We start from the raw sequence: 12547 nt of genomic DNA, 5'->3' as shown, positions 1-12547 counted from the left end.
GGGTGCGGCATGGCGTGCCGCACCCCTCCAGGGCCCTAACCGAGCAGATGCCGCATGGACCGCTTGACGAGGTCGGCGCGCGTGGCCGGGTCGGTCACGCTCTCAGCGCCGAATCCGAGGTAGACGGTGTCCTTGGTGACGATGCCCGCGCCCTCCTCGAAGACCTGGTCCGTGCGGAACCAGTTGTTGATCGACACTGAGGTGCCCTCGGGAGGCGCCCCCACGGTCCAGCCGCCCAGGTCCGACTCGAACGAGGTCTGCTCTGCCGTCGCGCCGTCCAGGGTGAGCGTGAAGTCGTCCAGGAAGACGCCCGCGCCCTGGGTGCCCCAGTCGCTGATGTAGGAGATGGACAGCTCAACCTTCTTGCCCGCGTACGGGGTCAGATCGATCTTCCACTGCTGCCAGCCGCCGGAGTTGCCGGAGGCCGCGTTCCACGAGCCGGAGGTGCCGGTCGGCTCGCAGTTCTGGCCCTGGTAGCGCTGGGTGAACGGGTGGATCGTCCGCCAGCCCGCGCCGCCGCTGGGCGGATCGCAGCTGCTGCCGGTCTCCTGGGTGGTGTGCCCGTTGGCGTCCGGCAGCGTGGTCCAGTCGTCGCCGCCCGCCGTGCGCGCCTCGACCGTCAGGAAGTCCCAGCTGCCCTCGGTGTCGTACGAGGTCCAGAACGACAGGTCGCCACCGCTCTTCCCGGTCAGGTCGATCGTCTTGGTCAGCCGCTTCCACGAGACGTCGGCGATGCCGCTGTAGACGTCCCACGCCCCGGTGCGCGGGTCGAACGGGCCGCCCGGGCGTGCCCACTTGACCTGCGCGGAGCTCGCGAACAGCGGGAACCGGTCGGCGGGCAGGATGGCCGAGGTCGCCACGAACGAGTTGGTGTGGCCCGGCTCGATCGTGGCGTCGAAGCCCTCGAACGTGCCCCCGTGGCCCTTAAGGGCGAACGGCTGTCCGGTGCCGTGGTCGGTGCCTGCGTCGTCGAAGTAGACGTACGCGCCCAGCCAGTACTGCTGGAAGTCGTTGAACACCGGGATGCACGGCGGGTCGTCCGGGACCGTGCACTCGGGCTGCGCCGGCTGGTCGGGCTGGTAGTAGTAGGCGCCGTTGTTGTTGGCCGCGTACGACGGGTACTTGCCGGCGTGCAGCAGCTTGCCGCCCTCGTTCAGGTAGTCGCGGACCGCCAGCTCGGTGTCCACGCCGCCCTTGGAGGTCGTGCCGCCCACCTGGCCGGGCGATCTCGGGATGATGTCGTCGCCGGTCTCCCACACCACCGCTTTGTAGTGGCTGAGCACGCCGAGCGGGTGCGGGGCCTTGCGGCCCATCTTGTCCATGTCGTACACGTCCGAGGTGTAGCCGGCTGCCTGGAGCGCGGCGGCGTACTCGTCGGCGTACTTGGCCTCGGTCACGCCCTGCGCGGGGCTGAGGCCCGTGACGTCCTCGGTGGCCAGGATCAGCACCCTGTTCTTGCTGCCGATGCCGATGTCCATGTCAACGGTGTAGGTGAAGTCGGCGCTCTTCTTGCCGATCGAGCTGAACCAGACCTTCACCTTGTCACCGGGCTTCGTACCGGTGATCTTGCCGCGCAGCCGGTGGTAGTAGCGGTTGTAGCCCTTGCCGTAGCGCTCGCCGCCGTTCCACTCCGAGGTCAGGGCCGTCCTGGTACGGCCGCCGTTGACCTGGTAGTTCAGGAAGACCGGGCCGAGCTTGCGCTTGGCGTTGACCTGGACGACCTGGTCCTTGCCGTGGCTGACCTCGAACGGGTCGAGCTCGAAGTCGGGGGTGGTGTTGCCCAGGTGGTTCACCGGCTCGACGGGGTTGACCGCGGACCTGGCCACGTCGAGCGCGAACGGCACGCCCTTCTCGAACTCCGCCTGCACCAGCGCCTCGTCGTCGGGGAAGACGAACCCGCAGCCGTCGCAGCCCTCGTTCAGCTCGGGCGTCCACGACAGGGTGCCGTACTGGAAGTGCGCCTGGTCGTTGGTGTCGCCGTTGGTGGTGTACAGCTCGGCGCCGAGGTCGGGGTCGAACCCGGGGATCGCGGGCTTGGCGTCGTTCCCGGTGAGCGCCTCGTAGATCGGGTTGTCGGCCGTCTCCGTGGCGATCTGCACGCCCATCGGGTAGAGCAGCAGCGGGCCGTAGGAGTGGTAGTTGAGCTGCATCTCGAACCGGACGCGGCTGAGCAGGCCGATCATGGCCTTGGTCTCCGGCTCGCTGGCCGGGCCTGTGCCGCGGTAGGTCTCGCTGCTCGGGATGCTCGACGAGCCTTCCTCGTCGTAGTGGAAGTTCGTGGGGAAGTTCCGGTTCGGGTCGACGCCGTCGCCCACGGTGATCTTGCCGTCGCCGTTGTTGTCATGCAGGTTCTTGCGCCACAGGCGGTTGCCCTCGGTGAAGGTGAAGTCGTACCCGTCGGGGTTGGCCACCGGCACGAACCACAGCTCGGTCCTGTTGAGCAGGTCCCTCAGCGTGCCCTTGTTCGCGACCACGTACTTGAGCAGCCGCATGTCCACCTCAGTGGCGATCCACTCGCGGGCGTGCTGGGTGGCGGAGTAGAGGGTCGAGGGCTTGACGCCGTCAGGCAGCAGCCGGGCGCCCGTGGTGACCTTGACGGCCAGGATGTCCTGGCCCTTCAGCGACTTGCCGATCGACTGGAGCTTGACGATGTCCTTGTTGGCGTTCGCGATGGCCTTGAGCTGGTCGGCGATGCCGCCCGGCTCGGAGTAGGACTTCCAGACGGTGTAGCCGCCCGCCGCCTGCGCCTTGGCGGCCTCCAGCTGGGTCTGGCCGTGCGGGTTGCGTACGGGCTCGGGTTTGTGGCCGAGCTTGCGCAGCGCGGCCAGGTCCGTCTGGGCGGCGGTCAGCTCGATGTGCTCCTTGCCGCCGTCGATCTGCTGCTGGACGACGTCGAAGCCCTTCTCCCTGAGGGTCTGGGCGGTGCCCGGCGGGCTGTCGAGCTGGTAGAGCTCGATGCGGTCGCCGGCCGGTAAGGGGTCCACGGACGCTTGCGCGGTCGTGGCCACGATGGACGTGCCTAAGCCGAGGATGACGGCGGCGGCGAGGGTCAATGATCGAGACACGGTCTGTCTGCCCCTTCGCAGAGACGAGTTCGATCGCCATCTCAGACCGTTGGAGCGATCTATACAAGGCCCAATCTTTAGCTCCGCCTTAATCCGGACAAATCACCCGAAATTTCGCCAAAGGTGCGGCAGTTCGGCCGTTCGGGTGACAGGAATCAAGATCATCTTCTATAGTTTCGGTCCGTCTATAGGGAGGGGACGGGTGTGAGAATCTGGCGGATCGCCGGTCTTGTCGCCGTCCTTGCCGGGCTGCTCGGCCTCCCCGTGCCGCTGCCGGCCGCGGCCGATCCCAGCCCGGCTGACCTGCGAAAACTCACCAAGCAGGCCGCGCAGCTGGAAAAGCGCTACCGCGGCCAGATCCAGAGCCTGGAGGAGATCAAGCTCCAGGTGAAGAAGGCCACCACCACCTCCGGCGCCCTGCAGGCCCAGCTCAAGGAGGCGCAGGCGGAAGTGGGGCGCATCGCGCAGACCGCTTACATGACGGGTCCTCTTGACACCCTCCAGCTCATCGTCCCCAACGCCGACCCGTCCGCGCTGCTGGGGCAGGCGGCCAACATGAGTTACATGGCCGAGGAGCGCACCCGGCGCGTCGAGAACGTCAAGAAGCTGATCGAGAAGTCCAAGGAAGCGAAGATCGCCGCCAACGGCAAGATCGAGAAGCTGGCCAAGGAGATCAAGAACCTGCAGAGCAAGCAGCGCGAGGTCGAGAAGCTGCTCGCCAAGTACGGCTTCCAGCAGCCCGGCGGCTCCGAGGGGCTGACGCAGCGCATGATCTCGGTGCGCGCCGCGATCATGCAGAACTTCCCCATGAAGTACGGCGTCGGCTGCCTGCGCCCCGGCGACCCCGGCGAGCACGGGAAGGGCCGGGCCTGCGACTTCATGATGTCGAGAGGCGGCACCATGGCCGCCGGGGCCGACGGGGCCCGCGGCGATGCCCTGGCGGATTATCTGATCAAGAACGGCGCCCGGCTCGGCGTCATGTACATCATCTGGAAGCAGCGGTACTACGACATCCGGTCAGGGGGCGGCTGGGATCCGATGTCGGACCGCGGCGGGATCACGGCCAACCACTACGACCACGTTCACGTGTCGGTGTTCTGAGCCTTCAGGAAGTCCCGAAACCACCGGTAGGACGCCTTCGGGGTGCGGCGCTGGGTCTCGAAGTCCACGCGTACGAGGCCGAAGCGCTGGTGGTAGCCCTCGGCCCACTCGAAGTTGTCCAGCAGGGACCAGACGAAGTAGCCCCGCACGTCCACGCCCTCGGCCATGGCCCGGCGCATCGCCCCGATGTGGCCGTCCAGGAACTCGATGCGGGCGCCGTCCTCGGTCGTGTCCTCGGTGGAGCAGCCGTTCTCCGTGATGAGGACGGGCGGGAGCGCGGCGCCATACCGCTCCTTGAGGCCGGTCAGGAGCTCGCGCAGGCCGTCGGGGACGACCGGCCAGCCGAACGCGGTGGTGGGGTGGCCGGTGATGCCCGCGTCCGAGAAGGGGAGTCCTTCGTCGGCGGGGGCGGCTATGCGGGTGGGGTTGTAGTAGTTGACGCCGAGGGCGTCCAGCGGGGTGGCGATGATGTCGAGGTCGCCGTCCTGGAGGAAGTCCAGGGTTGGGGCGTATGCCGACAAGTCTGGATATTTGCCGAGAAGTATGGGGTCGTTGAACAGGCGGTTGTGGAGGATGTCGTACGCGTCCGCCGCCTTGAGGTCGGGCTCCTGCTGCGAGGCGGGCCAGACCGGGGTGCAGTTGTTGGTGATGGCGACCTGGCGGGCGCCCGCGGCCCTCAGTGCCTGTGTGGCCAGTCCGTGGGCCAGGAGCTGGTGGTGGGCGGCGGGGAGCGCGTCCGTGAGGAGCGCTTGGCCGGGGGCGTGGATGCCCATGGCGTATCCGTAGGCCATGTGGACGAACGGCTCGTTCAGGGTGATCCAGAGGGGGACGCGGTCGGCCAGCCGGTCGGCGACTGCGGCGGCGTAGTGCGCGAACTTCTCCGAGACCTCGCGAGTCAACCACCCGCCGCGATCTTGCAGCGCCTGCGGCAGGTCCCAGTGGAACAGCGTCGGCACCGGCTGGATGCCACTCTGGAGCAGCGCGTCCACCAGCCGCTCGTAGAAGTCGAGCCCCTTCGCGTTGACGGGCCCGTCGCCTTGGGGCTGGACGCGCGGCCAGGCGATCGAGAAGCGGTAGGCGTTCACTCCGAGACCGGACATCAGCTCGAGGTCCTCGCCCCACCGGTGGTAGTGGTCGCACGCCACGTCCCCGGTGTGCCCGTCCCTGGTGCGACCCGGCTCGTGGGCGAAGGTGTCCCAGATGGAGACGCCCCTGCCGTCCTCCTCAACGGCGCCCTCGATCTGGTACGCGGCCGTGGCCGTACCCCACAGGAACATCCTGGCTCCTCCCTGTCCGACGCTTTCGTGGCGAACTTTACCTGTGAGTAATAGGCCAGGATGGGGGCATGACGAGTACTTTGCGCCGCCGTCCCGCCCAGCGTCGGAGCGTGGAGCGGGTGGAGCGGATGCTCGACGAGTGCGCGCTCCTGCTCGACGAGGTCGGCTACGAGGCGCTGACGACCAAGGAAGTGGCGCGCCGGGCCGAGGTCCCGATCGGCACGTTCTACCAGTTCTTCCAGGACAAGCAGGGGCTGGTGCGGGCGCTGGCGCGGCGCAACCTCGACGCCTTTCTCGCCCGGATCAGCGAACGCATACCCCAGGCCGACCTCGGGCACTGGACGGACCTGGTCGACCTGGCCATCGACGAGTTCGTCGACATGAAGCGCACCACGCCGGGGTTCGCGGTGGTGGACTTCGGCGAGATCCTCCTCGCGCCCGGCGGACCCTCGGTCGAGGGGAGCCGGCGGGCGCTGGACGGGACGCAGGAGAACAACGCGGTGGTGGCCGAGCGCCTGCGTGCCCTCACCCTCGAACTCCTGGACGCCCCCGTGGGCCCGGGGCTGGACCGTGCGCTGCTGGTGGCGGTGGAGGCCACGGACGCGGTGCTCAAGCTGGCCTTCCGCGCGGATCCCCGCGGCGACGCGCTGCTGATCGCCGAGTGCAAGCACCTCGTCCGCCGCTACCTGGCCGACCATCTCCCGTAACCCGGTCCTGAGCGGGTGGAGATCAGGCGGCGCTGTTCAGGCGGGTGCGCAGTTCGGGGTCGAGCTTGAGGTCCGCGGCGCCGATGGCCTCCTCCAGCTGGGCCATCGTCGAGACGCCGACGATCGGCACGATGCCGTCCGCCACCAGCCAGGCCAGGACCACCTGGTTCGGGGTGGCGCCCAGCTCGTCCGCGACCTCGCGCAGCACCGCGAGCCGGCGCGTGGTCCCAGGGTGGTCGTAGATCTCGGGGATCGGCCGGTCGGGCCGCGTGTACGCGCCGAACATCAGCGTGTTGTACGCCCACAGCGTCACGTCCGGCTCGGCGGCCAGGTAGTCGAGGGTCTCGTCCGAGGCCAGCCGGTGCCCGCCCTCCGTGAGCTTGGTGAAGGGCCGCGGCCGCAGGTACGTGTGGCGGAGCTGGATGTAGGTGTACGGGGTCCAGCCGCGCGCGGCTGACAGGCTCCTGGCCCGTTCGAGGCGCCAGGTCGCGATGTTGCTTGCCCCAGTGCTGCGGATCTTGCCCTGCTGGGCGAGCTCGTTCAGCGCCCCCAAAGTTTCCTCCAGCGGGACGGAACGGTCCTCGATGTGCGACCAGTACAGGTCGATGTAGTCCGTCCCCAACCGCTTCAGGCTGCCCTCGGCGGCCTTGGCGACGGCGGGTGCGGACAGACCCTCGGCGGAGTCCAGGGTGTTGTCGCCGGGCACGGTGGGCCGGGCGCCGCCCTTCGTGCTGATGAAGATCTCGTCGCGGTGGCCGCGGGCGGCCAGCCACGCCCCGATGGCCAGCTCGCTCTCGTCGCCCGACCGGCCCTCCACCCAGAACGGGTAGTTGTTGGCCGTGTCGAGCATCGTGCCGCCGGCCTCGTGGAACCGGTCCAGGATGGCGAAGGTGTCCCGCAGGTCGACGGTGGTGCCGAACGGAATCGTGCCGAGTGCGATGTTCATGATCTCGACTCTGCGGGCTGGAGCGCGCTCCATGTCAAGCCGTTGACCTGGAGTGCACTCCAGGTGGAATGCTAAGAGCCGTGAGCGTGTACACACCTGCGGAAGTGGTCGAGGAGACCGGCTTCAGCCTCGACACCCTGCGTTACTACGAGAAGATCGGCCTGCTGGAGCGCGTCGGCCGCAACGCGGCCGGGCAGCGCAGGTTCAGCCAGGAGGACGTCGGCTGGCTCGGCACACTCCGGTGCCTGCGTGACACGGGCATGCCCATCCGCCAGATGCAGCGCTTCGCCGAGCTGGTACGCGCGGGAGACCACACGATCCCCGACCGGATCAAGCTCCTGGAGGAGCACGACCGGCAGGTCCGGGCGCAGATCGACAATCTCACCGAGCGGCAGCGCTACATCCACAACAAGATCTCCTACTACCGCAGCATCCTCTAGCCCCGCCTTTGCGGTCCGGCTGTTAAACCAAGATCCATGGCCGGATCGAGGGCGGAGCGGATCAACGAGTCGCTGCGCCGCGTCGCCAAGCTCTGCTCGGCGATGCTGTTCCTCGTGCTGGCGCACATTACGCTCATCCAGGCGTTCGGCTCGCGCGCGCTCAACGCCGACCGCAGGAACGAGCGGCAGCTGATCGACAGGTTCGACCATCCGCGTGGCGACATCCTCACCTATGACGGCACGCCGATCGCCACGAGCCGCCCGACCCGCGCCGGTCCGTACCTCTACCAGCGGTTCTACCGGGACGGCGAGCTGTACGCCGCGGTCACCGGGCACATGTCGCTCTACCGCTCCACCGGGATCGAGGAGGCGCGCGACGGGGTGCTGTCCGGGGAGGACCCCAAGGTCAAGGTGCGCTCGCTGGTCAGGGACGGCGCCGTGGAGGGGGCGGACGTCCGGCTGACCGTCAGGGATCGGGTGCAGCGGGCCGCGTACGAGGGACTCAAGGCGACGGGGCTGCCGGGGGCGGTGGTGGCCATCGACCCGGCGACCGGGGCGATCCTCGCACTGGCCACCTATCCGACGTACGACCCGAACGCCTTCAGCACCTTCGACCCGGTGCGGCTCTCCGAGACCTCGCGGCGACTCGGGCAGGATCCGTCGCGCCCCCTGCTGAACCGCGCGCTGAACCGGCTCTATCCGCCCGGGTCCACGTTCAAGCTGGTGACGGCCGCGGCGGCGCTGGCCTCCGGCGAGTACACCCCCTCCGCGCCGGTGGACGCCCCCGTCCGGCTGCGGCTCCCCGGGACCTCGACGTTCCTGCAGAACGCCGGCGGCGGCGGATGCGGGGACGCCCGGCCCACGCTGACGTACGCGTTCCAGGTGTCCTGCAACACCGCGTTCGCCAACCTCGGGCTCCAACTCGGGCAGGACCTGCTCAGGGACCAGGCCGAGGCGTTCGGGTTCAACGCGCCGAGCCTGGCGGTTCCACTGGTCGCGGACGCGAGCCGGTATCCGCTCGCCATGAACAGGCCGCAGACCGCCCTGTCGGCGATCGGGCACCACGACAGCCGGGCGACGCCGCTGATGGTCGCCATGTTGTCGGCGGCGGTGGCCAACAACGGGGTGCTGATGCGGCCGTACCTGGTGCAGGAGGTGCGCCTGCCGGACGGGTCGGTCATCGACCGCGCCGGTCCCGCGGTTTACCGGACGGCCGTCTCGCCCGCGGTGGCCAGGAACCTGGTGGCCATGATGACGACGGTGCCGCGCGCGGCCGCCTCCGGCGGGTCCGGGGTGGCCGTTCCGCGGGCCGCGGAAGCCGCGTCGAAGGTCATCCCGGGGACGGACGACCACGCGGTCATCACCGCCTTCGCGCCCGCGAACGCGCCCGAGGTGGCGGTGGGGGTCGTGCTGGAGCATCCGGGGCAGCGGGCCGACGCGGTGACCACGATCGTCCACGACGTCATCGCGGCGGCTCTGGAGTGAATGTGCCCGCGGGCACTGACAGTTCTCCACGATTACATCTGGGCGCGTGGCGTAGTTGGTGACACACTCACAGTGATGCTGCGATCTGCTGACTTCAGCGACTTGCCGGCCGAGCCCAACGCGTTCGTGGGTCGGGAGTCCGACCTTGACGAGCTCGTCCACCTGATGCGCGTGTCGCGTGCCGTGACCCTGTGCGGCGCGGGCGGCATCGGGAAGACCCGGCTGGCCCTGCGGCTGGCCGACAGGGTCGCCTCCGGCCACCCGGGCGGCGTGTGGCTGATCGAGCTGGCCGACCTGGAGAAGGGCGAGCTGAGAGGCTACGTCGCCGCCGCGCTCGGCATCGCGGGCGACCTGGCCGAGACGATCGGCGGGCGGCGCGCGCTCCTGCTGCTCGACAACTGCGAGCCCGTGATCGGCGAGTGCGCGGAGCTCTGCCGTGACCTGCTCGGCGCCTGTCCCGGGCTCACCGTGCTGGCCACCAGCAGGGAGCCGTTGCGGATGCCGGGCGAGACGGTGTGGCGGGTGCCGCCGCTGTCGGTGGGCGGGGCGGAGAGCGAGGCCGTGCGGCTGTTCGTGGCCAGGGCCACCGCCGCCAGGCCCGACTTCGAGCTGACCGACGAGACACGCCCCCTGGTCGTGGAGCTGTGCCAGGCGCTGGACGGCCTGCCGCTGGCGATCGAGCTCGCCGCCGCCATGGTCAGGGTGGTGTCGGTCGGCCAGCTCGTCGAGCGGCTCGACGACCGGTTCAGGCTGCTGGCGGGCGGCGCGCGTACGGCTCCGGCGCGGCACCGCACGCTCAGGGCCGCCGTGGACTGGAGCTACCGGCTGCTCACCCCGCAGGAACGGCTGCTGCTGCGCCGCACGGCCGCCTTCCGCTCCTCGTGGACGCTCGACCTGGCCGAAGCCGTCTGCTCAGGACCGGGGCTGCCTGAGGAGGACGTGCTGCTCAGGCTGTGCGATCTGGTGGACAAGTCGCTGGTCGCCCTGGACGGTGAGATCGCCGGCCAGGCCCGTTACCGGCTGCTGGAGACCGTGCGCGAATACGCGCTGGAGCAGCTCGCCGAGTCCGGCGAGGAGCCGGAGCTGCGGCACCGGCACCTGACCGCGATGGCCGCGATGGCGGGCCGGTTCAAGGAGGCGATCGCGCCGGGTGCGCGCACGTCGTGGCCGGTGATCGAGCGGTACGTGAACCTCTTCGACGCGCTCAAGGCCGAGCTCGGCTCGGCCTGCGACTGGTCGATCGCCATCGGCCAGCCGGAGACCGCGCTCGGCCTGCTGACCGACATCCGCTACCTGCTGGTGGGCAGCGGCAGGAAACTCGACGTGACCGAGCGGCTCGACCGCCTGCTGGCGCTCGGCGCCCCGCACGTGCGGCCGGAGCTGCGCGGCCAGGCCACCATCCTGCGTGGCGAGCTGGCGCTGGCGGCGGGCGACCTCGAGCCGGCCACGCGGTGCACGCGTGCGGGGCTCGATCTGTGCAGATCGGTCAAGGACGGGTACGGCGAGGCCATCGGCCTGATCGTGCTGGCCCAGCTCACCGGCCAGCCCGACACCCTGTCCCGCGCGCTGGAGCAGGCCAGGCAGTCCGGCGACCTCATCCTTGAGTCGCTGGCCCAGGGCACCAAGGCCCAGATCGGCCTGCACCACGGCCGCCTGCACGAGGCACAGCGCGCGTTCGAGGAGGTCCTGGCGATCAGCGAGGATCTCGACAACCACGTCGGCCAGGCCTTCGCCCACATCGGGCTCGCCCAGGCGGCCAGGCGCTCGGGCGATCCCGCGAGGGCCAAGCGGCACTACGAGTCGGGGCTGCGTCTGCTGCGGCACGTGGACGCCAGGCAGCAGATCGTCAGCTGCCTCGCCGGGCTCGGCAAGGTGGCGCTCGACCAGGGCGACCTGGTGGAGGCCAGGGCACGGCTCACCGAGGCGCTGGTGCTCAGCCGTGACGCGGGGCTGCGGTCCGGCATCGCCAGGCGGCTGGAGGAGTGGGCGATCCTGGTCACCGCCGAGGGCGACCACCGGCGCGCGGTGCTGCTGTCCGCCGCCTCGGTCGCGCTGCGTGGCCGGCAGCCGGACGCGCGTACCGAGGACGTCCTGCGCCCCGCCCGGGCGGAGCTCGGCGAGGCCGTGGTCGGCATGTTGTGGGCCGAGGGCACGGGCATGACCGCCGAGCAGGCCGTGGCGTGTGCTCTCGACGGCACGCTGCCAGAGCGGCCCGCCACGCCCGTCATATCGGTCCACCAGGACAGCAGGCTCACGGCCAGGGAGCGCGAGATCGCCGAGCTGATCGCCAGGGGGCTCAGCAACCGGGCCATCGCCGACGAACTGGTCATCAGCCCCGCCACCGCCGCCCGCCACGTGGCCAACATCCTGTCCAAGCTCGGCTTCTCCACACGTACACAGATCGCCGCATGGGTAATCGAGAGCCGCTGACCCGTACACCTCTCTACACATCACAGTGCAGGCCCGGCTACACCCTCTAATGGCGATGTCAGCGCATGTGCTGCCCCCGTCTGCACACTTACCGTTGCTACGTGTGATCGGCCGTGCGGGTAGCGGCCGATCGATCGCGGACGTCACGCGTCCGCACGGAGCCGGGCCTCCTCGGAGGGGTGGGGGCCCGGTTCCGGGCGCGTGACTGCGGGCTCGAGTCGCGCAGGGCTCGGGCCCGCCCGCCGGAATGCACATCGGCCTACATACATCAGTCGATGCCGGGCTCGCCGGGCGGCCGTACGTTGGCGGTCATGAAGCCCACCGCCTCGACCACCGGCACCGTGATCCACGAGGTGTTCCGCCAGGCCTACGAGCGCGGCGAGCGGCCGGCGCTCGTCGATCTGCGCGGCGGCCACGTCTACGGCTACCGGAAGCTGGTGACCGAGGTGACCAGGGCCGCCTCCGGGCTCGTACGCAGGGGCGCGCGGCGCGACCAGGTGGTGGGGGTGCACGTCTCGACGGCAGGCGCGCAGACGCTGGCCGTGCACACGGTGCTGGCCGCGGGCGGGGTGGTGGCGCCGATCGACCCGGCGCTCGGCGCCGGCGAGATGGCCGCCCGGCTGCGGGAGTGCGACGCCCGCACCCTGATCACCACCCCCGACCTGGCGGAGACGGCGGTCCGGGCGGCCGACGAGTCCCGGGTGCGCCAGGTCATCTCGCTGGGCACGGCGCTCGACACGATCGACTTCCGCGGGCTGCTCACGCTGGAGCCCACTGCCCTGCCCGTGCTCGACGCCAAACGCCAGGACGCGCTGCTGACGGCGGACGGCTGCCGGATGTCCCACGCCGACCTCCTGACCAGGATGGCCGAGCTCGACCTTCCGGTCCGTCTGACCGAGTCCGACGTCGTGCTCACCACGTGGCTGCCCGACGGCGGCTGCGACCTCGTGGCCCTGGTCGGGCTCGGCGTGTCCAAGGGCGCGCTGGTGGTCGCCGCGGGCGGCGGCGACCTCCCCGGCACCAGCTACGACTTCAGCGTCACGGTCGTGACGAGCCCGCAGGGCGTGCTGGAGCGCATCCGCTGACCACGCAGAGC

At 70.0% G+C, this 12547-nt stretch carries 9 protein-coding genes; 6 read left to right on the top strand and 3 right to left on the bottom strand.

Features of this window, described 5'->3' with window-relative positions:
- Positions 1-35: 35 nt before the first annotated feature.
- Entirely contained in the window at positions 36-3065 is a 3030-nt protein-coding gene (locus ACIBVN_RS16385; protein WP_397137022.1) for a M14 family zinc carboxypeptidase, read from the bottom strand.
- Between the two features lie 204 nt (positions 3066-3269).
- Between ACIBVN_RS16385 and ACIBVN_RS16380 the strand changes: the two genes are divergently transcribed.
- On the top strand, positions 3270-4166 hold the full coding sequence (locus ACIBVN_RS16380; protein WP_397137020.1) for a coiled-coil domain-containing protein: 897 nt from the start codon (positions 3270-3272) through the stop codon (positions 4164-4166).
- Here ACIBVN_RS16380 and ACIBVN_RS16375 read toward each other — a convergent pair.
- Complete coding sequence (locus ACIBVN_RS16375; RefSeq protein ID WP_397137018.1) at positions 4148-5443, bottom strand: GH1 family beta-glucosidase; 1296 nt, start codon at positions 5441-5443, stop codon at positions 4148-4150. The two genes, ACIBVN_RS16380 and ACIBVN_RS16375, sit on opposite strands and share 19 nt — an antisense overlap.
- Before the next feature lie 68 nt (positions 5444-5511).
- Between ACIBVN_RS16375 and ACIBVN_RS16370 the strand changes: the two genes are divergently transcribed.
- Complete coding sequence (locus ACIBVN_RS16370; protein WP_397137016.1) at positions 5512-6150, top strand: TetR family transcriptional regulator; 639 nt, start codon at positions 5512-5514, stop codon at positions 6148-6150.
- A gap of 22 nt (positions 6151-6172) precedes the next feature.
- Here the strand turns inward: ACIBVN_RS16370 and ACIBVN_RS16365 are convergent, their stop codons facing one another.
- Positions 6173-7096 carry an aldo/keto reductase gene (locus tag ACIBVN_RS16365; RefSeq protein WP_397137014.1) on the bottom strand — a complete coding sequence of 308 codons (924 nt, stop codon included), beginning with the start codon at positions 7094-7096 and terminating at the stop codon, positions 6173-6175.
- A gap of 80 nt (positions 7097-7176) precedes the next feature.
- Between ACIBVN_RS16365 and ACIBVN_RS16360 the strand changes: the two genes are divergently transcribed.
- The 4 genes from ACIBVN_RS16360 to ACIBVN_RS16345 all read left to right on the top strand — a co-directional run bounded on the left by ACIBVN_RS16360 (position 7177) and on the right by ACIBVN_RS16345 (position 12536).
- The gene (locus tag ACIBVN_RS16360) at positions 7177-7536 is read left to right on the top strand and encodes a MerR family transcriptional regulator (protein WP_397137012.1); all 360 of its coding nucleotides are present in this window, start codon (positions 7177-7179) and stop codon (positions 7534-7536) included.
- A gap of 36 nt (positions 7537-7572) precedes the next feature.
- On the top strand, positions 7573-9021 hold the full coding sequence (locus ACIBVN_RS16355) for a penicillin-binding transpeptidase domain-containing protein (protein ID WP_397137010.1): 1449 nt from the start codon (positions 7573-7575) through the stop codon (positions 9019-9021).
- 75 nt (positions 9022-9096) lie between these two features.
- Positions 9097-11451 carry an ATP-binding protein gene (locus tag ACIBVN_RS16350; protein WP_397137008.1) on the top strand — a complete coding sequence of 785 codons (2355 nt, stop codon included), beginning with the start codon at positions 9097-9099 and terminating at the stop codon, positions 11449-11451.
- A 311-nt stretch (positions 11452-11762) separates the two neighbouring features.
- A complete protein-coding gene (locus ACIBVN_RS16345) occupies positions 11763-12536 on the top strand; it encodes an AMP-binding protein (RefSeq protein WP_397137006.1) in 774 nt (257 codons plus the stop codon).
- Positions 12537-12547 lie beyond the last annotated feature (11 nt).

Source organism: Nonomuraea sp. NPDC049400, assembly GCF_044466425.1.
GTDB lineage: Bacteria > Actinomycetota > Actinomycetes > Streptosporangiales > Streptosporangiaceae > Nonomuraea.
Note: the sequence above shows the minus strand (reverse complement) of the source record. Positions and strands in the feature narration are given on the sequence as shown.